Annotated in this window: 20 protein-coding genes, 1 other RNA gene and 1 riboswitch; of the genes, 11 read left to right on the top strand and 10 right to left on the bottom strand. The window is 34.9% G+C overall.

Going from position 1 to position 26,435, the window contains the following annotated elements:
* Positions 1–133 precede the first annotated feature (133 nt).
* Positions 134–793, top strand: a complete 660-nt coding sequence (gene trmB / locus IEX65_RS05920) for a tRNA (guanosine(46)-N7)-methyltransferase TrmB (RefSeq protein ID WP_188765100.1) — start codon at positions 134–136, stop codon at positions 791–793.
* A 41-nt stretch (positions 794–834) separates the two neighbouring features.
* Here the strand turns inward: trmB and gap are convergent, their stop codons facing one another.
* Complete coding sequence (gap, locus tag IEX65_RS05915; RefSeq protein ID WP_188765099.1) at positions 835–1,848, bottom strand: type I glyceraldehyde-3-phosphate dehydrogenase; 1,014 nt, start codon at positions 1,846–1,848, stop codon at positions 835–837.
* 543 nt (positions 1,849–2,391) lie between these two features.
* On the opposite strand from gap, the gene IEX65_RS05910 reads away from it, so the two are divergent.
* The gene (locus IEX65_RS05910) at positions 2,392–3,198 is read left to right on the top strand and encodes a 2,3,4,5-tetrahydropyridine-2,6-dicarboxylate N-succinyltransferase (RefSeq protein ID WP_188765098.1); all 807 of its coding nucleotides are present in this window, start codon (positions 2,392–2,394) and stop codon (positions 3,196–3,198) included.
* A gap of 121 nt (positions 3,199–3,319) precedes the next feature.
* On the opposite strand, the gene IEX65_RS05905 is transcribed toward IEX65_RS05910, so the two are convergent.
* On the bottom strand, positions 3,320–4,618 hold the full coding sequence (locus IEX65_RS05905; protein ID WP_188765097.1) for a voltage-gated chloride channel family protein: 1,299 nt from the start codon (positions 4,616–4,618) through the stop codon (positions 3,320–3,322).
* A gap of 899 nt (positions 4,619–5,517) precedes the next feature.
* Here IEX65_RS05905 and IEX65_RS05900 point away from each other — a divergent pair.
* The 6 genes from IEX65_RS05900 to IEX65_RS05875 all read left to right on the top strand — a co-directional run bounded on the left by IEX65_RS05900 (position 5,518) and on the right by IEX65_RS05875 (position 12,201).
* Positions 5,518–5,943, top strand: coding sequence for a helix-turn-helix transcriptional regulator (locus IEX65_RS05900; protein WP_188765096.1), 426 nt, complete (start codon positions 5,518–5,520; stop codon positions 5,941–5,943).
* A gap of 136 nt (positions 5,944–6,079) precedes the next feature.
* Positions 6,080–6,333, top strand: a riboswitch (cobalamin riboswitch).
* Positions 6,334–6,468: 135 nt separating this feature from the next.
* The gene (locus IEX65_RS05895) at positions 6,469–8,532 is read left to right on the top strand and encodes a TonB-dependent receptor plug domain-containing protein (protein ID WP_188765095.1); all 2,064 of its coding nucleotides are present in this window, start codon (positions 6,469–6,471) and stop codon (positions 8,530–8,532) included.
* 61 nt (positions 8,533–8,593) lie between these two features.
* The gene (locus tag IEX65_RS05890; RefSeq protein ID WP_188765094.1) at positions 8,594–9,685 is read left to right on the top strand and encodes a YncE family protein; all 1,092 of its coding nucleotides are present in this window, start codon (positions 8,594–8,596) and stop codon (positions 9,683–9,685) included.
* 748 nt (positions 9,686–10,433) lie between these two features.
* A complete protein-coding gene (locus tag IEX65_RS05885; RefSeq protein WP_188765093.1) occupies positions 10,434–11,198 on the top strand; it encodes a ParA family protein in 765 nt (254 codons plus the stop codon).
* A gap of 62 nt (positions 11,199–11,260) precedes the next feature.
* On the top strand, positions 11,261–11,587 hold the full coding sequence (locus IEX65_RS05880; RefSeq protein ID WP_188765092.1) for a hypothetical protein: 327 nt from the start codon (positions 11,261–11,263) through the stop codon (positions 11,585–11,587).
* Positions 11,588–11,706: 119 nt separating this feature from the next.
* Positions 11,707–12,201, top strand: coding sequence for a hypothetical protein (locus IEX65_RS05875; RefSeq protein WP_188765091.1), 495 nt, complete (start codon positions 11,707–11,709; stop codon positions 12,199–12,201).
* A 760-nt stretch (positions 12,202–12,961) separates the two neighbouring features.
* Here the strand turns inward: IEX65_RS05875 and IEX65_RS05870 are convergent.
* Both IEX65_RS05870 and gyrA read right to left on the bottom strand, forming a co-directional pair.
* Positions 12,962–14,419, bottom strand: coding sequence for a tetratricopeptide repeat protein (locus IEX65_RS05870; protein ID WP_188765090.1), 1,458 nt, complete (start codon positions 14,417–14,419; stop codon positions 12,962–12,964).
* Between the two features lie 250 nt (positions 14,420–14,669).
* Complete coding sequence (gene gyrA, locus IEX65_RS05865; protein ID WP_188765089.1) at positions 14,670–17,345, bottom strand: DNA gyrase subunit A; 2,676 nt, start codon at positions 17,343–17,345, stop codon at positions 14,670–14,672.
* Positions 17,346–17,677: 332 nt separating this feature from the next.
* On the opposite strand from gyrA, the gene IEX65_RS05860 reads away from it, so the two are divergent.
* The 3 genes from IEX65_RS05860 to IEX65_RS05850 all read left to right on the top strand — a co-directional run bounded on the left by IEX65_RS05860 (position 17,678) and on the right by IEX65_RS05850 (position 21,207).
* A complete protein-coding gene (locus IEX65_RS05860) occupies positions 17,678–18,607 on the top strand; it encodes an alpha/beta hydrolase (protein WP_188765088.1) in 930 nt (309 codons plus the stop codon).
* 373 nt (positions 18,608–18,980) lie between these two features.
* On the top strand, positions 18,981–20,282 hold the full coding sequence (locus IEX65_RS05855; protein ID WP_308424947.1) for an MBOAT family O-acyltransferase: 1,302 nt from the start codon (positions 18,981–18,983) through the stop codon (positions 20,280–20,282).
* 7 nt (positions 20,283–20,289) lie between these two features.
* Entirely contained in the window at positions 20,290–21,207 is a 918-nt protein-coding gene (locus IEX65_RS05850) for a hypothetical protein (RefSeq protein WP_188765086.1), read from the top strand.
* A gap of 105 nt (positions 21,208–21,312) precedes the next feature.
* Here IEX65_RS05850 and trmD read toward each other — a convergent pair whose 3' ends face one another.
* The 6 genes from trmD to IEX65_RS05820 all read right to left on the bottom strand — a co-directional run bounded on the left by trmD (position 21,313) and on the right by IEX65_RS05820 (position 26,401).
* Positions 21,313–21,987, bottom strand: a complete 675-nt coding sequence (gene trmD / locus IEX65_RS05845) for a tRNA (guanosine(37)-N1)-methyltransferase TrmD (RefSeq protein ID WP_188765394.1) — start codon at positions 21,985–21,987, stop codon at positions 21,313–21,315.
* 59 nt (positions 21,988–22,046) lie between these two features.
* Positions 22,047–22,607: a ribosome maturation factor RimM gene (gene rimM / locus IEX65_RS05840; RefSeq protein ID WP_188765085.1), complete on the bottom strand. Its 561-nt coding sequence runs from the start codon at positions 22,605–22,607 to the stop codon at positions 22,047–22,049.
* A gap of 77 nt (positions 22,608–22,684) precedes the next feature.
* Positions 22,685–23,233, bottom strand: a complete 549-nt coding sequence (locus IEX65_RS05835; protein ID WP_188765084.1) for a 30S ribosomal protein S16 — start codon at positions 23,231–23,233, stop codon at positions 22,685–22,687.
* A gap of 166 nt (positions 23,234–23,399) precedes the next feature.
* Positions 23,400–23,863: RNase P RNA component class A (rnpB, locus tag IEX65_RS05830), an RNA gene on the bottom strand.
* An 88-nt stretch (positions 23,864–23,951) separates the two neighbouring features.
* Positions 23,952–25,367 carry a DUF4403 family protein gene (locus tag IEX65_RS05825; protein WP_188765083.1) on the bottom strand — a complete coding sequence of 472 codons (1,416 nt, stop codon included), beginning with the start codon at positions 25,365–25,367 and terminating at the stop codon, positions 23,952–23,954.
* 53 nt (positions 25,368–25,420) lie between these two features.
* Positions 25,421–26,401 carry a Smr/MutS family protein gene (locus tag IEX65_RS05820; RefSeq protein ID WP_188765082.1) on the bottom strand — a complete coding sequence of 327 codons (981 nt, stop codon included), beginning with the start codon at positions 26,399–26,401 and terminating at the stop codon, positions 25,421–25,423.
* Between the last annotated feature and the right edge of the window lie 34 nt (positions 26,402–26,435).

Genomic DNA, 26,435 nt, shown 5'->3' with positions numbered 1-26,435 from the left:
ATACTATACATAATAATATTTCTATATTTTACAAAATAATAATACATACAATACTTTTTATAATATAGTATTAATAGAGAGTGTGTAGTTATTAAGTGATTGATAATCAATAATTTATAAATAAAGTAGGAGAGTGGCAAGAAGAAAACTACCAAGATTCCAGTATAATGCTGAATCTGAAAATGTTGTCGAAAGAGGAAAAGAACTCTATACGACTATAAAAGGACAGTGGAGAGAAAAATACTTCAAAAATTCAAATCCGATTGTTCTTGAACTGGCTTGTGGTAAAGGCGAATATACTACAGGTTTAGCAAAGGAATTTCCAGATAAAAATTTTATTGGAATTGATATAAAAGGCGACCGAATTGCTCGTGGAAGTAAACGTGCTAATGATTGGGGATTAACCAATGTTGCTTTTTTGAGGACTTCAATGGCATTTTTAGAAGAGTTTTTTGAAGATAACGAAGTTGATGAGATTTGGTTGATTCATCCAGACCCACAACCAAGAGATAAAGAAGAACGAAAAAGGCTTACAAACAGTCGATATTTAGGACTTTACAAGAAAATTCTAAAAAATGATGGAGATTTTTTCTTTAAAACTGATAATTACCCATTATTTGAATATTCGCTGGATACCATTCCAGCTGCAGGGTTTGAAGTTTTAAGACAAACTACTGATTTATATACCTCGCCACTATTGGTTGAGCATTATGGAATCGAAACTCATTACGAGCGTTTATTTGTAGCTCAGGGCTATAAAATCAATTATTTAGCATCGAAAAATAGAAAATAAATATCAAAAAGGGGCTTTTAAGCCCCTTTTTGATTGAAATATTATTTAGAAATCAAAGTTGCAAAATACTTTACAGTTCTTACAAGTTGACTTACATAACTCATTTCGTTGTCATACCAACTTACAGTTTTCACAAGTTGTTTATCACCAACTGTTACAACTTTAGTTTGAGTAGCGTCAAATAAGCTACCAAAAGTTGTTCCAATGATGTCAGAACTTACGATTTCGTCTGTATTATAACCAAAACTTTCAGTTGCAGCAGCTTGCATTGCGGCATTTACTTCATCAAGAGTTACAGTTTTTTCTAAAATACAAGTTAATTCTGTCAAACTACCAGTGATAGTAGGTACACGTTGAGCACCACCATCTAATTTACCTTTCAATTCTGGTAATACTAAACCAATTGCTTTTGCAGCACCAGTACTATTTGGTATAATGTTAGCCGCCGCCGCTCTCGCTCTTCTCAAATCACCTTTAGCATGTGGAGCATCCAATGTATTTTGGTCATTTGTATAAGCGTGAACTGTTGTCATACTACCAGCAATAATTCCAAAACTATCGTTCAAAACTTTAGCCATTGGTGCTAAGCAGTTGGTTGTACAGCTGGCACAGCTAATGATAGTTTCGCTACCATCTAAAATATTGTGGTTAACATTATAGACGATTGTTTTCAAATCACCAGTTGCAGGTGCACTGATAATTACTCTTTTTGCTCCTGCAGTTAAGTGTGCAGCAGCTTTATCTTTATCAGTAAAAAAACCTGTACATTCTAAAACTACATCAACATCATGCTCAGCCCATGGAATATCCGCAGGATTACGTTGAGCGTAGATTCTGATTTCATCACCATTTACTATAATACTATTTTCAGTAGATGTAACCGTAGCGTTAAATCTGCCTTGAGCACTATCATACTTTAAAAGGTGTGCAAGTGTTGAAGGGCTTGTTAAGTCATTGATTGCGACTACATCAATTCCTTCCATGTTATAAATTTGACGATACGCTAATTTACCGATACGTCCGAATCCATTAATTGCTACTTTAACTTTTGACATTTACGTAAAATTTTGGTTTAAGTAATACGCTGCAAGTTAATAAAATTATGGGAAAGAATAAAGAAATATATAAAACTTACAGGAATTATAATTACTAAAAAAAAATAATATACTAATTTAATTAGTAATACTAACTAAATTAAAAATTATCTTTTAGTGATATTTACTAAAATTATTAGATATTTTTATAATAGAATTTAGATTTATGTATAAAAACTAACCGTATCTTTGTATATTTAGGCATTAGATATGAGTTTGGTGATTCTATTATTTAATACGTAAGTAGGAGAGTCCTCCTCATAAATAATTTCTTTATACAATAGACTTGGTTTTTACCTCTATCATTCCTATCTTTGATTACTGTTAATAATAGAGGAAATATTATCAAATATGTAAACACCAAATATTATTCTTCTTAGAAAAGTACAATGAATTAAAACAAAACGAATCCTTAAAAAAACCTTAAAATATAATCATAAAAGTCTTATTATAAGCAATTTAAGCCAACAAAAGTAAACAATTAATTTACATATTATTTAAACAATGAATCTAAAGGAAATTATCGAACAAGCATGGGATAACCGTGAGTTATTAAAAGAACAAAATACGCAAGAAACAATAAAACAAATTGTAGATTTAGTTGATAAAGGAGAATTAAGAGTAGCAGAACCTACTTCAGACGGCTGGGTTACTAATGATTGGGTAAAGAAAGCAATCATCCTCTACTTCCCAATGCAACAAATGTCAGTACAAGAGGTTGGTATATTTGAATACCACGATAAAATGAAGCTTAAAACTGGTTATGATGCCTTAGGAGTTCGTGTTGTACCTCCAGCTGTTGCTCGTTATGGAGCTTTTTTAGCAAAAGGCGTTATCATGATGCCTTCTTATGTAAATATTGGAGCATACGTAGATAGTGGTACTATGGTAGATACATGGGCAACCGTTGGAAGCTGTGCCCAAATCGGTAAAGACGTTCACCTAAGTGGCGGCGTAGGTATCGGTGGAGTGTTAGAACCACCACAAGCTTCTCCGGTTATTATTGAAGATGGAGCATTTATTGGTTCAAGATGTATTGTTGTAGAAGGTGCCAGAGTTGGAAAAAGAGCAGTTTTAGGTGCTGGTGTGACAATAACAGGTAGCTCTAAGATTATCGACGTAAATACAGGAACAGAATATATTGGTTATGTACCTGAAAATTCGGTTGTAATTCCTGGAATGCTGCCTAAAAAATATCCAGCTGGAGAGTTTGGTGTTCCGTGTGCATTGATTATCGGCCAAAGAAAAGCAAGTACAGACCTTAAAACTTCGTTAAATGAAGCTTTGAGAGAAAACAATGTGTCTGTTTAATCAGCAAATAAATACTTCAGTTTATAAAAAACGCCCATTCAGGTTTCTTGAATGGGCGTTTTTGTGAATAAATCCTCCACTTGTTAAACACATTTGAAAGAACCTCCTCAAAATCTTTATTTTAGTTGTTTTTAAGCCCTTTAGAGACCTCCACACGTTGTGTATGATAAATTCCCTTATGACCACTAAAATAATACGCTAAAACGCACGAAATAGCATAGTATAATAGATATTCTCCACCAAATAATTCTACTCCCAAAATAATACTTGCCATTGGCGTGTTAGTAGCAGCAGCAAAAACAGCAATGAATCCTAATCCCGCAAATAAGTCGATTGGAGCACCCAATAAAACCGCTACTGAATTACCCAGTGTTGCACCAATAAAAAACAATGGTGTCACTTCTCCACCTTTAAAACCCATACTTAATGTTATAGCAGTAAGAAGTAATTTCCATAGCCAGCTAAAAGAATCTACTTTACTTTCAAAAGCAGATACAATACTTATTCCTGTTCCGTTTTGAGTATTCACTCCAAGCCCCAGATAATCATCAGTGTTTAGCATATAGCTTATCAACAAAACTAATCCTCCACCAACTACCGGAATTAATAAACTTTGTTTGATGTATTTGCTGGCAGTTGATTTTATTAACTCTGAAAGTCTAATGAACAACAAAGCTGCCAATCCAAATGCAATTCCAGCTGCTAAAGCTTTCACCAACAAACTCAAATTTAGGTTTAGACCCAGAGACCCAATTAATGTGTGAGCATCCTGATAGATGATATGATAATGCGTGTGAGTTATCCCACAAGCAGAGCAGACCAAATCAGCGAGAGTTGAAGCATACAAGCAAGGCAATAAAGCATCATATTTTATTCTCCCAACTGTTAGCACTTCCATTGCAAATATTGCTCCTGCGATTGGAGTTCCAAATACAGCCCCAAAGCCCGCTGCTATGCCACTCATGAGCAATATTCTATTATCTACTTTTTTAAGTTTCAATAGCCTTGACAAATAAGAAGCGATACTACCTCCAATCTGTACTGCCGTTCCTTCACGGCCAGCCGAACCTCCAAACAAATGTGTAAGTACAGTTGTAGAAATTATTAACGGAGTCATGCGAATAGAAACTCCTTTATCGGTACTTTCGTGAATCTCTTCTATTATCAGATTATTTCCAGCTTCTGTGCCTTTACCAAAGTGCTTGTAAAGCATCACAATGATTACCCCTGCAAAGGGCAAAAGATAAATCAACCAACTATTGCTCCACCTAATATGTGTAACTGCATCAAGCAACCAAAGGAAAAATGCAACCACAAGCCCAGATATAATTGCCATGGGCGTAACCAACAGAAGACCTCTTAACTGATGTTTAGCTATATCCAGTTGTTCAATAAAAAATACATTTTTGTTTCTACTCATGGTGTTTTCTCTTGTGCGTAGGGGAGATGTTTATTTATAATGAAATTTTTTGTTGCGAATGCGTTAAGTTATAAAAATGGCGAATGCGACAGTTTTTTTTAAAAAATATTTTTTGACGGTTTGAATAATTTCATGCCTAAATCAAGAATCTCAGAATCTCTCAGAAATTATTTTGTGCGAATCCGAAGGTAAATATCCAACTCTCATAAGCCACTGATAAACTCAAAATTAGATAGAAAAAATAAAAAGACCGACAAAATGTCTTATCATTTAGCAATTGGAGCGTTAGTAAAATAAAAAACTCCCACCTCAGAAAGACAGGAGTTTATGACGATTGAATCCCAAATTGTGGTATTGCTACCCTCAATGTAAACCTTTTACTTAAAATTTTCTTAAAATTCTTGTTAATTAGAAAAGCAACGTAAGTCGATAATTTTTTAATTTATATAGAAAAGCACTTGTTATCATGTTTGAGTTTCTGTTTACAAATATAACAGAAATATTTTATTCTGCAAAACATTTGTCAAAAAATTTACTTATGTTATAAATTCGATAAAAACTCTATATACCTATTGAATAAGCCAACTGAGCCATTTCTATTCTATTTCACTCTCTGCCCAAACAAATTACGATGTTCAATAATACTACTTACAAAAAGATAAACGACACATACAATAAAGCACATAAATAACTGACAATCAAACAGTTAATTTTTGTAAACACCTTGTAAATAGCTCGAATCATATCGCTATTTACAATCCTAAAAATATATTTACAAAAGTATTTGGTTTGCATTGTTAAACTATTTATATTTGTAACATAATCAGTTTATAATTGTAACTATTTACTATTTTATACTGTTTCATTATGTAAAATTCATAATTTAACTTTGTAACAAAATGAACCTCAACGAAAAAATCAGACGCTTTATAAGTGAGAAAGATTTGACATCAACCAAGTTTGCCGACGAGATAGGTGTGCCTCGTCCGAGTATTTCACACATTTTATCGGATAGAAACAAGCCAAGTCTCGAAATTGTACAGAAAATGTACCGTAGATACCCAGAATTAGGCTTCAACTGGTTTTTAGAAGATGATGATGTTGCTATTAAAACAACACCCCAACCTACTAATAATCAGACACTTACGAGCATTAAACGTCCTGAGTATTCTCCACGAGAATCGAATGAAAGAAAATCGCCCGAGCTAAATCCTGTACAACAAAATCTGAATCCTGCCATTTTGTCAAATTTCAGCCACGGAAGCATTGCTCGCATCATGGTTGTGTTTACTGACGGAACAATCCAGGAATTTAAGACCAACTAAAAAATATTATTCCCAAATTGAGATTCATTAAAAATTAACTTTACAGCCAAAACACATATCGTTTGTTTTGGCTGTTTTTTTTCCTCCACCACCAAACATATTTTTATCTTCTTTTTCAATTCAAATTTATTCCCTTACCTTTGTAACGAATTACGGTGCTATCGGCATAATCTTCTTTTGTGCTTTTAGCTTAATAGGGAATCTCGTCCAGCAGCAATGCTCTAACCGAGAACTGTCCCCGCAACTGTAAACCTCCTCAGAACATTTGGTTCTGAAAACTGATTGCCTTGTCTATGGCATACTTAGCTTTACCACTGCTTCTAAATCGAGCGGGAAGGTGTTGCAATCAGTGAGGTGAGTCAGGAGACCTGCCGTAATTTACGTGTATCATTTGCTTTCGGAGGAAAAGCAATGCTGCGAATCATAATAAAAATCCTTGTTTTTTTATTTGTCGAAGAGCATCGGCTGGCTGTTTTATTGGGCTTTGATTGATGCTTTTTGCACAAAACTTTTATTCATTTTCTGATGCAAAATCCATCAAACGCTGCACTACGGCGTATCAAAAAAATGGTTAGTTACAGCCCAAAAAACATTCAAAAAATGTTGCTTTTAGGCTGGGGACTGGGCATATCAGTAGGAGCATTTTCACAACAAAATTTGTCGACAGATTGTAAAGATTGTCAGCAGTTGAGTGAAGTTCAAGTATTCGGATTTTCCCCCGAAAAGTTCATGGCTGGTCTTAAAGTTCAGAAAATTGACTCCATCAATTTGGCTCGATTTCAGTATCAAAACCTTTCCGAATTTTTACAATTTCAAGCACCAATTGCTCTCAAATCTTACGGCTCTGGGCAGCTCACAACTATATCGTTTCGTGGCACTTCAGCAAACCACACGGCAGTTTTATGGAACGGTTTGAATATCAATTCACCGACCGTCGGACTATCAGATTTATCTACCATTCCACTGATGGGCTTCGACCAAATGGCTATTCAATATGGCTCGTCGGCGAGTTGTGTAGGTAGCGATGCTGTTGGTGGAAGTATATTGCTTAGCTCTGTACCTAACTGGAATAACAAAGGCATCAATGCTATTATTGGCGGACAATATGGGAGTTTTAGAAGTGGAAATTTGAATGCTGGTACACGTTTCAATAAGTCATTTAAAATGGGTTCATTAAGTGGAAAGACCTTATTTTATGGCGGAAACATCAGAAATTTCAATGGTAAAATTTCTCCAGTAGATGCCGTTAGGACCGACAAGAACGGAAGAGAATATCCGATTGAGCCTTCTGAGACGACCCAAAAAGGATTCGTGCAGGATTTATATTTTAGATTTAATACGAATAAACCATCGTCATATAGACTTATTTACCTTAATGCTTGGCTTACCGATAACAAACTAACTATTCAGCCAAATATCGTTGATTTTAGAGAAATTACTCAAACACAAGCCTATCGTATTATCACAGGCACTCAGCTTGATAATACTTCTGTAAAGTTGGGTTTTATCAGAGATATTTTAGATTACGGCAAAGGTGACTTCCAAAATCCAAGCCATGCCTCAACTGATAGATACATCATTCGTACCGAACACGACTTTATTAGCCATAAAACAGCTGCAAAGCAGAATGGTCCGACCGTCAGAACTGGGGGCGAATTCGTTCATTATGCCACCAGAGTTGACGGTTATGGGCCTGCTATTATCCATGAAAATAGGGGAGATGCCTACGCACTCATCCGTAAAGGATTTGATTTTAATGGAAAAACAAATAAGCTCATAACAACTTTAAACCTTCGACAAGCATTTTCAAGTCGATACAAAGCACCATTTACACCCGCATTTGGATTGAATTTCAATCTTTTTACGAATAAAATTAGTCAATTAGATTTCTTGGGTAATATTGCTCGTAGTTATCGACTACCTACATTAAATGAACGTTATTGGAAAGTTTTGGGCAATCCTACTATTCAACCAGAAAACGGCTTCAATAAAGAGATTGGATTTGATTACAAACAATTACATGGGCAGTACTACAAATCTTCCATTTCGATAAATGCTTTTCATAACCTAATTGATAACTGGACGTACTGGAACCCAGAAAAAAACTATAGGGTAGAAAACCTCCAGCAGGTCTTGAGTAAAGGTTTAGAAATAAACTCATCATTGAAATACAATGACTTCCAACAACAACGTTCTGCGGGCTTAATTTTAGCGTATTCATTGACTCACGCTTCTCAACAAAAAGTGTACGATGTTTACTCCCAAGACCTCATCGGTAAGCAACTTATTTATGTACCTCGCCATGCAATTTCAGGTAGTATTTATTACGGTCAAAAACTATGGAATATTAGCCTACAAGGCAGCTTTAATTCTACTCGTTATTTTACCTTCGACCACTCTGGTCAGCCTTTTCCGCCATACTTTATTATCAACACAACTTTTACACACAAAATCAAAATTATGTCTCAAGATGCCAACTTGATTTTTCAAGCTAATAATCTTACAAACACAGTTTACCCCAACGTCAAACGCAACGCCATGCCTGGCATTAATTTCCAGTTAGCGGCAGTGTTTAATTTTCATCAGTAATTCACACACTTCATATAAAATAATTATTCACAGAAAATTGCGGTAAGTCCGCCCAAAGAAAATGTTAGACAATTTTTTATCAACACGCACATTCAGAAATCTAAGTTTGATTTCACTAACGACTTTAACGCTTATCTCATGCGACAAAAATGAAAGCATTCCGGCACAACCTTATGACGAAGGCGTATTTGTAATTAACTCTGGAAATTTCTTTGATAACAACGGTACACTATCTTTAGTGAGCCGTAATAGCAAGACGGCTTCGATTGATATATTTTTAAAGGAGAATAATCGTTCAATTGCCGGGGGAGTAACAGACTACTCAGAAATGGACGAAAAAGGGATTATATTAATAGATAACTCAACCGATGGAAAAGATGCCATTGAAATTGTAGATGCACACACATTTAAAAGCATAGCAAGTATTAAAGGAGAAATTGATAATCCGAGAAAAGTTGTAAAAGCGGGAAACAACAAAGCTTACATCACTTGCTGGGATACTTTTAATCCTGACTATTCTTACAAGCAAGGCTTCGTTGCTGTGCTGGATTTAGCGACCAACAAAATCACGAAAAAAATTCCAGTTGATAAAGGAGCCGAGAGCATCGTAGTAATTGGGACAAACGCATACGTTGGTAATGTAGGCAGTCAAAAAACGATAAAGGTGATTGACACACAAAAAGACGAAGTATCAGCTACGATTGAAGTGGGTGCGAATCCGAGTAATTTTATTTTAGATGCCTCGAATAAAATCTGGATGGTTGCAGAAAAAGAATTAAGGTTGTTTAATCCAAGCACAAGATTAGTTGAGACAAAACTTAAAGCAGGGAGCAATGATAAAAAATCTCCGAGTAGTTTAAGTATAAGCTCGGATAAAAAAACGCTTTACTGTACTTACAATTTTTATGACTCAGCCGACGGATATAAACTTAAAGGAGAAATTAATGCAATCGATATAGCCACTGGTACGAGTAAAACTTTTATCAATCGTACATTTTCTTCAGTTGGATTTGATTCTAAAAGTGGACAAATTTTTACCAGTTTGATTCCATCTTACAAACAGGCTGGATATATTTTCAGGTATCAAGCTTCAGGAACACTAATCGATTCAGTAAAAACTGAGATAGCTCCAAGCGGATTCTATTTTAAATAAACTCAAATTTTAAGTTACAGATTTTTACAAAACAGAAAAAAGGAGGAAGGCTACTTTCTTCTTTTTTCTGTTTTATGACTACACAAATTGTCTATATTTTTGTCTACATCTGACTAATTCTTCTCTCAAACAACAGTTTCCGCCAATACGAGATATTTCCATCCAATTTACAAACAAAGTAGCCCTCATTTTTACCACTAAAAACACGCTTAAAATAACTTCAACATACTAAGTAAGGTATCTTATCATTTCATAAAAATTCAACCCTTTAAAACGCCTCTTTTACAAGCACTCAAACAGCTAACTTTAAGTTTTTATTATACTATTTATACTGATTTATATTGTTGTGACATATATTTAGTTTTATACTAATAATACTTTTTATTAATTAATTTATTACATAACATTTTAATATATATATACTTTTATTAATTATTGTAATTTTTATTATTTTAATTACAAATAAACATATTGTATTTTCAATAATATATGAAAGAAAAAAACTATTAATTTATATATTTTTTTTATTACATTATAAATAAAATATACTATTTAAAATAACCATTAAAATAGAACATTTATAGCTTTATATAAATTCATATTATTTAAAAGTATTAAACTATATGTAATTATATTTTGATTGATATTTTCTTATTTTAAAATACTGTGGATAAAATTAATTACATTGATATTGTTGATATATTTTATTTGCCATATATTGCGGGTAAATATTATTCTTTCATATCCAATGATTATTAGCGTAGTTAACAACAAAGGCGGGGTAGGTAAAACCACTTCAACTCAAAACTTAGGAGCGGCGTTTCAGAAATTTGCAGGAGCGAGGGTATTGTTCATTGACCTCGATGGGCAGGCAAGTTTGACCCGTTGCTTCGGAGTACAAGAGGCTCAAGTAGGGAGAAATCACGTAGGCAATTATCTGACTGGTGAATTATCTTTTGACACAGTTGTCATCCAGACTGCGATTGGTGATTTACTTCCAAGTTCGGCTGAATTGAATGCAAAAGAAGATACCATTAAAGCTTCGCCAGTATTCCCATTTAATTTAAAGTTACTGATTGATAAAGTCAAAAAGAATTATGAGTTTATCATGATTGACTGTCCACCCACACTTTCGGGTATGACTCGTATTGCACTTATTGCTTGCGATATGTACTTGGTTCCACTTCAAGCCGAGTTTTTAAGTTATGAAGGTTTACGTAATTTCTTGATTTATTCTTCGGAGCTACAACAGATTAGCCCAAATACTCATTTAGGTGGTGTTTTCGCTACCCGATATAATCCTAAGATAAATAAAAAACTAAGTAATGATTTGATTGAAGCAACCAAACAACAATTGGGTGATAAATTTTTCAAGACAACTATCCGTGATAATATTGCGGTTTCGGAAGCACAAGCAAATGGCTTAGATATATTTTCTTATTCGCCCGACAGTAATGGTGCAATGGATTATTATAATTTAACCAAAGAGATTTTGGGTAGCCTAAAGCAATAATATCCTCACAAACAAAATATTTGATAATACTCACGAGTATTCTAAAGTAAAAATTCAATACAATGGCAAAAAATAAAAATTTCACTTTTGAAAGTTTAGTTCCAACTGGCAAAACAGCCGAAAATGCAGCAGCAGTTCAGGCAAACAATATATTAAGTTCGATTCAAGATTCTGGCCCATCAACTAAAGTAACATTTGACTGTCCGAATGAACTGGTTGAACAAATGAAAGACTATGGATATTGGGAAGGGATGTCTCAGAAAGATATTATCATAGAAGCTCTTGGAGTATTTTTTGAAGACAAAAAAATAAAAGAACGCCCGGAGAAAGTAAAGATGCGTAAGAAGGTTGGCCGTAAACCTAAAGCTCTCAAAGCATTTATGAGCTAATCTTTTGATTTTCACTCCACAATAAATTATATTTGCGTCGAACCCAAGAAGAATCGTAAAAAGTTTATCAACCGTCCCGAATCCTATTATTTTAGGAATACAAAAACTTTTGTGACCTTTTGGAAAAGACAAAATTTGAATTTCAAAAATTAGAACTTCCGCAACAAGTTCTGAATAAAGAGACTGTACAGGAGATTCCTGACAATCCTATATATAACGAGCATAGTATTCAGTCAAAACAAGATTCATCCAGAAGAATTGGATACTATGCTCTTACCGCAATCATCTTCGCTGCCTCTGGCTACCAATTACATAAATACTTTTTTACTGAAGAATCGAATAAAAGTATGCCAACGAGCATACAAAAAGATACTATTGTAGTTACAAAAGCAGAAATTAAGGCTCTGAAGGATACTACAAAGCCTACATATATTAATTATTATGATTCAATTGTGTTTCTAAATAAGGTAAAAGGCACTAAAATAGTAGTTTCTAAGGGTTTTGACGAGTATTTGAAGAAAAATAAGCTAATTGTAAAGGTCGATGATAATTACTATAATTTATTCTGTGAAGACCTAATTAACAATTATTCGGTAGGGGACTCTATTCCTTAAAAGTGGATATTCACAAGAATTTACAACTTTTCCACAAATGTTCCACGTGGATTTTTCTGCATTTGTGGATTTTATATTCCAAAAATGCACCTTTTGAATACTTTTCAAGTCACTTATCAACACACATATATTCTCATAACTAATTGACTGTTAATTATTTATAAATTTCTTTTTTATAATTCACTAAATTTATTTAAGAATATCTATTGCGAGTTTGTACGCTATTCATAAAGATATTTTAGATTTTAATAAAAACTCAATATAAACAAAATCGTTTTATTGTCTTGTAACTTTTGCTTATGACATTTATAAAACCTTCATACCGAGCAAAAAAGCCATTTTTGAGCTTTCTGAGAATTCGATATTCATATACAATGTATCAGTTAATATTTTTTATTCAATTCTCAGAAAGGATATGAAAGGACAAATGGAAGCCCAAACATATATTTCTACGCAGAAATAATTATACGAGAGTGGTGAGATGTAAGTATAGTCAAAGGAAGTATGGAGTAGTGAAGGCGAGAGGAAATATAGTGAAGAGAGAGCTGAGTGCGTGAGTAGGAATACAGTAACTATTATAATATATATACTTAATAGATATAAATCTATATATAAATGCGAGTTTTATAATTTACATTATGTTAAATAATACTTTTTATAACTCCATTCTAATATACTCTCTCCCATAAAAAAAGTCTGCTGAGAATTTTCTCAGCAGACTTTTTCTTAAAAATATTATTGACAAATAACTGATAATCAATTATTTACGTTTAGCACATTGCTCAAGTACCCCTTTCAAGTTGTCAAGATTAGCATTTGTATCTTGGTCATCTGCTTTCAACGATTTGCATTTATCGAAGTAAACTTTTGATTGATTGAATGTTGCACAAACTTGTTCTTCGATAGCTTTGCCCTTCTCATTGTAAGTTTTCATATCCATTCTATCTACTGCACCTTTAGCTACAACCGCTGAATTGAAATAATAAACACCTAAGTTGTAGTTAGCATCAAAGTTAGCTGGGTCGATTTCAAGAGCTTTTTTGTAGTTCGCAACAGCTAAATCTTTCAATTCTGCTTCTTTTGCTTTCAATTCTTTCAATTCTGCCTCATTTTTGCTACCATTTTGAGCTGCTTGAGTTGCTTTTGCAATCTTTTGTTTAGCAGCTTCTACTTCAGAATTAGCAGATGCAATCATTTGAGTTACGGAAGCAATACTACCTTTGATTGAAGCGGCATTTTTAGGCTCTTTTTTCAATCTATCATTCAAACGCTTTAATTCGTCTTCTTGAGCTGCTTTTTTACCTTCTACATTGGCTAAATCTTTTTCTGCTTCAGCTTTTTCACGTGCAGCTACACTCAATTCGCTTTCAAGTGGACGGATTTTCTTTTCAAACTCCCCTGCTCCATTTTCGTATAATGTACCTAAGTTTTTGAAATCTTCAGCTAAGTTTTTAGCATTCTCCGGAGTATTTGGAGTACTTGCTACTCTTTGCTTCATCATATCAATCGCTTCGTTCATCATGCCACCACCTAAGTAAGCGTTGATAAGCGAGCTTTGCAAATCTTTATCTTTAGGATTTACAGCAATACCTTTTTTCAAGATTTCTACTGCTTTAGCACTTTCTTTATCGTTTCTGTATAATTCAGACAAACCATAGAATACTGCTACGTCTTTTCCTCCTTGCTCAATGAATTTGCCAAAATACGTTTTTGCATCGGCTAATTCTTGTCCTTGCTGAGCTACAATACCTGCGTATAATGTTGCGATTGTATCTTTAGGGCTTGTTGCAGATGCCAATTTGAATAATTTAAGAGCGTTTTTGAAGTTCTTAGAATTATAGAAACCTGCACCTTGTTGCATTAATGAAGTATATAATCTTGAAGTTGTACCAGACATGGCAGTTTCAATATCCTTTACACCCTTCCCTCCTGCTGCTTTATCTACTTCTAAGGCTTTCATATATGTGTTATATGCTTTTTCAGAAGCTGATGAGTCTTTGCCACAGTCAATAGCCATTTCGATTTGAGATTCAGCCAATTTTACCCATGTTGCTGATTTTACTCCTTTCTTGGGGTCTTGTGTTGCTTTTTCGGCTTTAGCTATATTATCAGTAGCGGTCTTACATTGGGCTTCTTTCAATTGGGCATCAATAGCACCCTGTGCATAAACGCCTGTTGTAAATACTGTCATTACAGACGCTAAAATGATTTTTTTCATTTGATAAATTCGGTTTTGGTGATAATTATTTTCAATTTAGGGTTTAGACCAATTATTTAGTCGAAAATATAAAATTTCTGAGCAATTAACAAAGGTTTAACATTATCAGTTGATAAAGTTAAATAAACAATTATCAAGTATTTCTTAGATTTTAGCATAAAATACTGATGAGTAGTTATTTATGATAAAAATCAGAACACTGATAATTGTTTATTGAAAAACCCTTCTCTCCTACTCTATTTTAGATTAATTATTCTGCTGTTGGAGTTTCTGGCGAATCAGTTACTTCGGTTGCTGATGATTCATCTACTGCTCCATCAGTTGGATTTTCAACGTCTTCCTCCTCTTCACGAATGATTCGAGTTACCGATGCAATATCGTCAGAATCGCTCATGCGAATTAGTTTTACGCCTTGTGTATTTCGGCCCATTACACGCAAATCTGATACTTTAATGCGGATAGCAACACCTTTTTTGGTGATAATCATCAAATCATCATCATCAGTTACTTCTTTGATAGCCACCAAAGCACCAGTTTTATCAGTAATATTTAGCGTTTTTACACCTTTAGCACCTCTTGATGTCACTCTATAATCGTCAATGTCAGAGCGTTTTCCGTAGCCTTTATCTGATACAACTAAGAGTTGAGTATCTTCTCTCGATACACAGACCATACCAATAACTCGGTCGCCTTCTTCGAGGTTGATACCACGCACACCAGTTGCAGTACGACCCATCGGGCGTGTACCTGATTCGTGGAAACGAACTACTTTACCATTACGAGCAGCAATTACGATGTTATTATCGCCGTTGGTGAGTGCTACATCCAATAAGTTATCGCCTTCGGCGATATTAATAGCAATGATACCTCCTTGACGTGGACGAGAGTAAGCCTCCAAAAGAGTCTTTTTCACGGTTCCGTCTTCCGTACACATTACGATATAATTATTATTGATGTAATCCTCATCAGAAAGTGTTTTTACATTCAAAACCGCTTGAATTTTATCATCGGCTTCGATATTGATAAGGTTTTGAATAGCTCTACCTTTTGAAGTTTTTGCTCCTTCAGGTGCTTCAAAAACACGCATCCAGAATAAACGCCCTTTGCGTGTAAAGAATAATAAATAATTATGATTGGTTGCAGCAAAAAGATGTTCGGTATAATCTTCATCTTTAGTTTTAACACCACGAGAACCAGTACCTCCACGGCCTTGTGTGCGATATTCTTGCAATGGAGTACGTTTGATGTATCCCTGGTGAGAAATCGTAACGAGCATTTCATCATCTGGAATCATATCTTCGATGCTGAATTCACCCGCGGCCATTTCGATTTTAGAACGTCGTGCATCACCGTAACGAGCTTTCAATTCTGCTAACTCATCTTTGATAATATTACGTTTACGCTCTTCTGATGCCAATATTGACCTTAAATCATCAATTAAAGCTTTAATTTCGTTGTATTCAGCAATGATTTTATCACGCTCTAATCCGGTGAGACGTTGCAAACGCATATCTAAGATAGCTTTTGCTTGAATCTCGCTAAGGATAATTCCGTTAGCGGCATCGTTATCATACGTCTCAACGATTTGTAAGCGTTGAACACCAGTAAGTAAGAATTCTTCTTTTTCTTTGGCAGTCATAAAATCGCCAGACATCAAACCTGCTTTTGCTTCATCGGCATCTTTCGACTTACGAATGAGTGCTATAACAGCATCGAGGTAATCAAGGGCAATTAAAAGACCAACTAAGATATGAGCTCTTTTTTGTGCTTCACGGAGGTCGTATTGTGTACGACGTGTGACAATCTCCATACGGTGGTCAACGTAGAAGCGAATCATATCTTTTAGGTTAACCGTTACCGGGCGACCTTTAGATAAGGCTACGTTGTTGATGCTAAAAGAAGATTGAAGCTCAGTATATTTGAATAAGTTATTCAAAACTACGTTTGGCACTGCGTCTTTACGGAGGTCATATACAATACGCATACCGTCACGGTCAGACTCGTCACGCATATCAGAGATTCCTTCGATTTTCTTATCGTTAATCAAAGCAGCAGTTTTCTCAATCATTGCGGCCTTATTAACCATGTACGGAATTTCGGTAACAACGATTTGGTCTTTGCCAGTTTTTGAAACTTCAAAATTAGCAACAGCTCTAATTACGATACGTCCACGCCCTGTTTCGAATGCCGATTTAACGCCATTATAGCCATAAATCACACCACCCGTCGGGAAATCGGGAGCCTTGATGTGTTGCATTAATTCTTCGACCGTAATCTCGTTATTATCAATGTACGCCGTAATACCATCTACTACCTCCGAAAGGTTATGCGGAGCCATATTAGTGGCCATACCTACTGCAATACCAGACGAACCATTGAGTAATAGATTAGGAATCTTAGCAGGCATTACTGATGGTTCTTCGAGGGAATCATCAAAGTTTGGTTGAAAATCAACGGTTTCTTTGTTGATGTCGGCCAAAAGTTCTTCGGCAATACGCTTCAAACGAGCCTCAGTATAACGCATGGCAGCTGGCGAGTCGCCATCAATTGAGCCAAAGTTACCTTGTCCATCAACGAGCATATAACGCAACGACCAAGGTTGAGCCATACGCACCATTGTACCATAAACTGATGAGTCGCCATGTGGGTGGAATTTACCCAATACCTCTCCTACGATACGGGCTGATTTTTTATACGCACGATTGTGATAAACTCCCAGCTCTGCCATACCGTAAAGCACACGACGGTGAACAGGCTTTAGTCCATCACGAACATCGGGTAAAGCACGTGAAATGATAACTGACATTGAATAATCAATGTATGCACCACGCATTTCGTCTTCGATGTTGATTGGGATAATTGTGCCGTTGTTGGAAGATAGCGAATCGTCGTCCGCTGGAATTAAATTTTCTGTTTCCTCAGCCATTAGCCTTTAATTTTACTTAAATGAAGATAATTATATGATTTTTTTAGGTTTTTATTGTACTATTCTCGTCGAATGATATACAAATTTACTATTTTTTTATTGATTTTGCAAGGAAAATGCAGGGTTTAAAGGGTAAAAAGATAGTAACTATAAATACATTAAATACTTTTTATATTTAATGTATTATTTAAACAAATATTAAAAATTATACTTTTTATTATTTTAAATACATTTATTAAATACCTTTTGTATTAATCATATATTTATTTTATCGGTTTATTTGTAGGATAATAATATTATAAATAGTTTTATACTTATAACTATGTTTTAAAATGAATCAAGTACTAAAGTGTATAATCACGGCTTTAATCCTTTCAATACCTTACTATTCAATTTTCGCTCAATATAAGCATGACTCCGTAAAAATCGAACACGGGTATCTTCATTATTATACCAAAGGTAAAGGAGATGCAATTGTCTTCTTGCAAGGCGGACCAGGGTTTTCGAGTTATTATATGCGTGGCATTGCAGATTCATTGAATAATAATATGTGCATACTTATTGACTATGAAGGAACAGGGAGGTCTCAAAAAAGAAAATCCGACAGTAGCTGGGTAAGTCCTGAAAAAATTGTTTCTGATATTGAACAAGTAAGAAAAAAATTAGCAATCAATAAATGGACAATTATTGGGCACAGTTATGGTACTCATTTTGGTCTTTTATACGCATCAAAATACCCCGCAATGGTTCGTAAAATAGTATTGCTTGCGTTTATAGGTACCAATAATCAGTTTCAACGTTATTCATGGGATAACATTTCGATAAGGCTCAGTGAAACGGATATGGAGCAATTGCAGATAATTGAAAAAGATACTCTTTTGAGTGGCCCTGACAGAGAGTTTAGGACACAGAGTATTATATTAAAAGCCTACTTCTTTGACAAGAGCAAGGTAGTTCCGTTTTTAAAATCTGTACCTAACGATGAAAATGAATTTTATTATAATGATTCATTTAATTATGCTTATTGGTTGAATAAAAATTATTGGAAATGGGACATATCGAACGATGCCTTAAAATTAGAAATACCAATAAGAATAATACAAGGCAGACAAGATTTTGTAAACGATGGTAACCAATCAATTTTCGATAGTAAAGCTAAAAATTCTAAACTTTATTACATCGAACAAAGCGGACATTTCAGTTGGCTCGAAAGGCCAAGCGTTTTTTTTGAAATTCTTAGAAAGGAATTGAAAGAAATGTGAAACTACTCATAACAATCTGCTACCTCTACACACTAAAATCAATGAAAGCAAAATTTAACTTTTAAAGTCATATTTATTCTCAAATTTTATCAAAAAATAGTATAAAATCATTTAGCTATATAAAAGTACTACATAACCTTAGTATATTTGATTTTTATACCTAAAACAATATTCTCTTCAGACAAAAATAATTTAATACATATAACCAAACATAATGCTATTTAACTCGTTACAATTTGCAATATTCCTACCTATTGTCTTCGTTCTTTATTGGTTCGTAACAAATAAAAATCTGAGTTTTCAAAATTTACTATTACTAATATCAAGTTATTTTTTTTATGCGTGCTGGGATTGGAGATTCATGTTTCTACTGATGTTTTCAACCTTACTTGATTACTTCACAGCCTTACAAATGCAATACGCCACTAATCAAAATGAAAGAAAATTTTGGTTTTGGTTAAGCATAGTTGTAAACCTCGGTTTTCTTGGTATTTTTAAATACTTTAATTTTTTCTCAGAATCCTTCGCCAATACAATGTCATATTTAGGATGGCAAATAAACCCATTAATGATTAAGGTGGTACTACCAGTTGGTATTTCGTTCTACACCTTTCATGGGCTTTCGTATGTTATTGATATCTATAAACAAAGAATACAGGCAGAAAAGAATTTTGTAGATTATGCTGTATTTGTTAGTTTTTTTCCACTTTTAGTTGCTGGGCCAATTGAAAGAGCAACACATCTCTTGCCACAAATAAAAAAAGAAAGAAAGTTTGAATATCTTAGAGCAGTTGATGGATTAAGACAAATACTTTGGGGATTATTTAAGAAAGTGGTTATCGCAGATAAATGTGCGATATTTGCTAATCAAGCATTCAATAATTCTGGAGATATGAATGGAAGCACACTCTTTCTCGGTGCTATATTTTTCACTTTTCAAATTTATGGAGATTTCTCGGGGTACTCAGACATAGCTTTAGGCACAGCTCGATTATTTGGAATAGACCTCCTCCGAAACTTTGCCTATCCTTATTTTTCAAGAGATATTGCAGAATTTTGGAGACGTTGGCATATTTCACTTTCTTCTTGGTTTAAGGACTATTTGTATTTTCCATTAGGAGGAAGTAAAGGCGGCAATTGGATGCGTATTAGAAATACATTTATAATTTTTATTGTGAGTGGATTTTGGCACGGAGCAAATTGGACCTTTATAACATGGGGAGCATTGAACGCTCTTTTTATATTACCATCGGTGGTATTACAAACCAATCGTAATAATATTGATATTGTGGCCAAAGGCAGGTCTCTTCCAACAATTACAGAGTTAACTCAAATGTTGTTGACTTTTACTTTAACTATTTTCGCTTGGATATTTTTTAGAGCCGAAAATATCTCTCATGCACTGAATTATATTTCAGATATATTTTCATCATCTCTTTTCAGCACCCCAAAATTTGATGATATGAGACAAGTTCTCGTTATATTAATACTAATAGTATTATTTATGCTAATAGAATGGACAGGTAGAGAAGACCTCTATGCTATTGAAAAATTTGCACTTAAATACAAACGCTCAATAAGGTACATTTTTTACTATATAATCATAAGTGCAATATTCATTTCGATACTCCTATCCACGGGTAAAGAACAGCAATTTATTTATTTCCAATTTTAGGACTATTATGAAAAAATTTATATTTAAGACTTTACTTTTTTTACTTCCAATACCAACCATTATTATCTGTGGCTTAGTAATGCCAACAACCCCACGAGCTTCAAAATCATTATTAATGGCGAGTATTAATAAAAACTCTTTATTGAGAAACACCCAATCGCCTCGTGTTATTTTTGTTGGGGGGTCAAATACATGCTTTGGACTAAATAGTCAAACTGTTTACTCAAAATTAGGTCTAAATCCTATTAATACTGGAATTCATGCTTTGATTGGGATAAAATACATGATTGATAATACTGTAGAAAACATTAAAAAGGGCGACATTGTTGTTTTGATTCCTGAGTACGGACATTATTATAGAAACCTTGATGAGGGCTCGGAAGAATTAATGAGGATTATATTTGATGTGGATTTTTCAAACATAAAATATCTTGACATTCAGCAATTATTCAATATCGTCAGTTTTTTACCAAAATATGCCTTAAGTAAATACAAAATAACTGAGTACATAAATATTCAGGAAAGTGATGTATATTCTGTTAATTCATTCAATAAGTATGGGGATACATATACCCACTGGGGCAAGAAGCCAGAAAGATTCATACCATTTCCTACTATCAGTGGAGATTTTAACTATGAGGTGATTAAATATTTTGAGAAATACAATGAGGAAATAACTAAAAAAGGAGCTGTACTCTTAGTTTCTTTTCCGTGCTATCAAGCATCAAGTTTTAAAAACTCAATCAATCAAATCAAGAAAATTGAAGATGAATTGAATCATTCAAAACTAAATATTATAGGTACAGCAAAAAGGTACATGATGCCTGACTCAATGATGTTTAATACCCCATATCACTTGACTAAAAGTGGAGTAGAATTTAGAACAGCATTATTAATAGAAGACTTAAAAAGCAGAGCAAAATAGTATTACTTTGTATATGAATAAAAAATGACCCGCTGAATTAATCCTTAAGTAAACTTCCAAACGAAAAGAGAACAAAAAGACTTGACTTATAGTCAAGTCTTTTTGTTACTGTAATAAATCTGGTCGACGCTCTTGGGTGCGTTTGATGGATTGCTCCATTCGCCAATCATTAATTTTCTTCTCGTGTCCAGAGAGTAAAACTTCTGGCACTTTCCAACCTTCAAAATCAGCTGGTCGAGTATATACTGGCGGAGCCAAAAGATTATCTTGGAAAGAATCGGTAAGTGCTGATGTTTCATCATTCAAAACCCCAGGAATAAGGCGAATGAGAGCATCACTCACTACGGCTGCTGGCAACTCTCCTCCCGATAGAACATAGTCCCCTATCGAGATTTCTTTCGTAATAAAATGCTCTCTTACACGCTCGTCAATGCCTTTGTAATGTCCGCAGAGAATCATGAGATTTTTACTCATCGAAAGGCGGTTTGCCATTTTTTGCTGAAAGCGTTCTCCATCGGGAGTCATGTAAATTATATCGTCATATATTCTAATACTTTGCAAACTACGAATACATCGAGCAATTGTTTCAATTCCGAGTACCATTCCAGCCCCTCCACCAAAAGCATAATCGTCAATCTGTTTTTGCTTCTGAATCGAGTAGTCACGGAGGTCATGAATGACTACTTCGGCGTGGCCAGCATCTTTGGCACGCTTCAAAATTGAGTGGTCGAAGAAGCTATCCAATAAGCGTGGTACACACGATATAATGTCAATTCTCAGTCCAGAACTTTGCGTTTCTGCGGCAATATTTTTTTCTGATTCCATCATTTCAAAACTTCTTATTCTTCCTCATCTGCATCGTCGGGCGTTCCATCTTCATCCAAATAGACTTCAATTAGGCCCGCTGGTAAATCGGTGTAAAGTTCTTTTTTTTCACGGTCAATCGTCTTCACGATTTCATCACTTACAGGAATTAGCACTTCTTTATTTTGATAATTCATCGCAATTAGGTCTTGTGCTTCGGCAGTATAAACGGCCGTAATAGTCCCGAGCTTACCTTGCGTTTCATCAACAATACTGAAACCTATAATTTCATGATAATAGAATTGGTCATCGTCTAACTCTTCTAAATTATCATTTGGCAGATACAAATCACAATTGATGAGTTTTTGAGCTGCTTCAATTGTATCTATATCTTCAAACTTAATGATTGACTTATTGGCTCTGATTTGGATTTCCTCAACAAAGTAAGGAATCAACTCGCCTTTCATCTCAACTAATATAGATTCTAAGTCTTCATATTCTTCGGGATAATCTACATCTAACCAAATAGCCATTTCTCCTTTGAGTCCGTGAGTTTTGGTTAGCTTACCCACTAAATAACAATCTTCTTTTGTCATATCGAGCAAATTAGTTTTAAATAAAAATCCCCGCTGTTGGGCGAGGATTTTTTATAAATGACTGCAAATTGTTAGAATTATGCCTCTGCAGATGTTTCCTCAGTAGCTTCAGCTACTGGAGCTTCTTCTGTAGCCTCTGCTTCTTGAGCAGCAACCTCAGCTTCTGCCTCAGCTATTGCTTTTTGTTGAGCGGCTTCCATATCAGCACGTTTTTTCTTCTCTGCTTCAAATGCTGCTTTCTTAGCTGCATCTTTACCTTCGGTTAATTTAGCAATTTTAACTTCTCTTTTTGCCTCTTTTTCTTTAGACCAAGCCTCAAAACGAGCATCAGCAACTTCTTGCGTGATAGCACCTTTTGCAACACCTACTTGTAAGTGTTTTTTCAACATAACACCTCTTACAGACAAGATTTTTCTTGTAGTATCTGTTGGCTCAGCTCCAACCATTAACCAATACACAGCTCTATCATCTTTCAATGAGATTCCTGCTGGAGTTGATTGTGGGTTGTATTGACCTAATTTCTCGATGAATTTACCATCACGAGGTGAGCGTGAGTCAGCTACTACGATGTCATAAACTGGTGCTTGCTTGCGTCCTCTTCTTGCTAATCTGATTTTAACTGCCATTTCTTTTTTTTGATTTAAAGTTGGGGAACTCGTCCCCGTTTTATTTGGACTGCAAAGGTATCACTATTGCATTGAAAATCAAATATTTAGAAGAAATTTTATTGAGTGGTTTGTAGAAAAATATAAGATTTGAGGAATTTTCTATCGGATTTTGAGGTTTTGCAAAAGAAAAAATAAGCCTATAAGCCGAATTCTGTACTGAAATCAGTTATCAGTTGATTGGTTATTGGTTACAGGTCTAATCACTAACAATCAAAACTAATAACAAATAACCGATAACCGATAACTAATAACGGTTCTTATCATTTATCTCGAACAAGTATCACTACTTGCCTCTATCAACCTACCCTCCGACTCAGACGAGCAGCCTTAGCCCCGAGGGGCTGTCGGTTTATTTGGTCTTTCAGCTCATGAGGTTTACCGTGCCTCGTTTGTTGCCAACCGAGCGGTAGGCTCTTACCCTACCTTTTCACCTTTTCCGCATTGCTGCGGTAGTTTATTTTCTGTTGCACTGGCTGTAAATAATCAGTCGCCCGATTACTCCCTACCCGTTAGGTAGCATGATGCTCTTTGCTGTTCGGACTTTCCTCAGCCACCCCGAAAGATAACTGCGATAAGACGGCTTACTTTTTCTGATGCAAAGGTATAAAAAAAACCTGTAAGGCCTTAAAGACCTTACAGGTTTTATGAATAACTATGAATATTAGCCTAAGATTATTTATAAACCTTCGACTTTTACCTCAACTTTACCTTTTGCCATTACGAGTGCCACAATGCTTGTAGGAGTTAGATATACTTTATCAGGCTGAACGGCATCTATCTTACCACTTAGCTTCACTCCTTTCTTAAATTCGGTATTCATAGCGGTTTCGATATTCTGCTTTGCGTAAGTTATTAACTCATCTACTGGTAAACCATACTCGTCTTCAATCATTTTCACCAATTTACCTTCCAATAACCAAGCGGCAGCTTTGGCTAAGATATTTTTAGTTTTTATATCAAATTGCGAATTTGATAATACGATTTTCTTCTTCACTGGGTCATAAACAGGAATTCCTTTGATATAAACCGCCCCTTTTAGGCTTCCTTTGATATCTGCCTTTATAACCAAAAACTCATTGCTACCATAAATATCAATATCGGTGATTTCTATTTTATATTTTCCCTCTTGAAAATCATAGGTTTGGCCAACAAACATTTTTTTCGCCTGAGCAGCTGCTTCAGTAAATAACACATCGCTCATTAAACCAACTTGAAAATCATTTGGGATTCCAGTCACAATTTTAAGATTGGGAACAGAACTAACCGAAAAAGGCGTAAACGGTCGGTCTCCCGTAAGGGTTTCAGTATAGGCTTTAATACCAATTACAGATTTGATATTCCGTCCGACAGTTCTTAATGGTACCATTGAAATCTCTAAAGGGGTGATTTTCACCCACGTATGATATTCTTCTGACACCAAATATGGTTGCATGGCAGCATTCCAAGCTTGAATCACGTAAGGCTTTATAGTCATGTTTTTGGCTACGGCATCATCAAGCGATTTGGCAAATTTAGTGTGGTTATTATCTATGATTTTTCCGACGATGAAATCGAGTGGAACATCAAAACCTACATTTACCTTAGGTTTTGTTATCCATTCGTAGCCATTGGGCGTGGTAAAGGTTTGCACAGACCAGTCGGGTTTGATAGTGAATCGGGTTGAGAATTTTAGATTCATCTCAAATTCTAATGGAATATACTTCATGATACCAAACGCTCCGATACCCTTTTCGGCCCAAACTTTAATCGGAACCGTAAAATCAAAGACGTCGTTTGTGGCGGCCGTGATTAGGATATTCGACTTTTTCCAAACCTTACACTTAAAATTATCATTGTTATCATCGGTATAACTATTATCCTCATAGATTAGGCCCGTAACAGTTGCATTGATTTGTTTTTCGATGTCGCTCATGGCAATATCGAATGGAATACTAATATTTGAAGGAATCTTCTGCACGAGTACGGTATCTTGTAAATAATTTTCGACTGGGGCTTCGGGGTTTGATTTCTGCCCGATGGCATAAAAAGACGTAAAGAATGTTGTAAAAAAGGCAATAGCAATAAATTTGGGACTCGCTAAATTACTTTTCATTGATTAATTTAATAATAGATTATTTTTAGTTTGACAAATAACTTCAAAAAGCATCACTTTATTTTAATGCGTGTGGCTCCGTAGCCAAATTTTTCTTTTTGTGCATCTTGAAACCAAGCCACATTTTTATGCCCAGCCAATTTCTTCTGAATTTCTTGTTTTAAAATCCCATTGCCTACACCATGAATAAAAACGATTTCGTCCATACCAGTAGCAATGGCGTTTTCGAATTTAGTTTCAAACGTACGTAATTGCAGGTCAAGCATTTGAGCATTGTTCATACTTAAAAAGTTAGTAGTCAGTTGCTCAATGTGCAAATCAATAGTTGGAGCAGGTTTTTCAACAGTTTTGAGCGGAATTTCTTCCGTTTTTGGCTGCATCATTTTCTCTTTCAATTCGGCTGGATTGATTACCAATGGTAAATCTTCGGCATCTAACTGAAATAAAAAACAATCTTTGGCCAAAATCGGTGCTGATTTTTTATGATTGAAGAAAGTATTGGCCCGCAAACGCATTCTTTTTACAAAAGTTGGTCGCTCGGTGAAATAACCAAAATTATAATAAAAGGCTTGAAAAGAGAGATTACCCCAATCGTCGAAGTCTTTTAGGTCTAAATCAATTGGATATTTCTGAAAACTACGAGCATTCAGAAAGCCCCCCATTAGCCCACGGTGAGTTTTTTCAGAGCCACAAGTGAGCGAATATGGTAAATCCCAGTCACTATTATTAATGATATGTAGCGAAACTAATTTATCATTAATAGGTAAAAATGCCAAGTAAATACCTTTGTCGGCTTTAACATGGGAACTACTTCTTTCAGATGATGACCTTTGAGGAGCAATCGTTTCTTGTACACGTGCTTGGGGTTTAAAAGCTTTGTCTTCAGCCTTTGAAACCACAGCCAATTCTTTTCGCAATACGGGTAATTTAAAGCCCTCTTCAATCTCTACCTCTACAACATCATTCTTCAAAAATCGAGTTACGATACCCTCTTCTTTTGAATGTATGAGCCTTACTTTATCGCCTATATTCATTAGTTGGTTGTTCTTTTATTTTGTTAATTATAAA

This window comes from Emticicia aquatilis, from assembly GCF_014644295.1.
Taxonomy (GTDB): domain Bacteria; phylum Bacteroidota; class Bacteroidia; order Cytophagales; family Spirosomataceae; genus Emticicia; species Emticicia aquatilis.
Note: the sequence above shows the minus strand (reverse complement) of the source record. Positions and strands in the feature narration are given on the sequence as shown.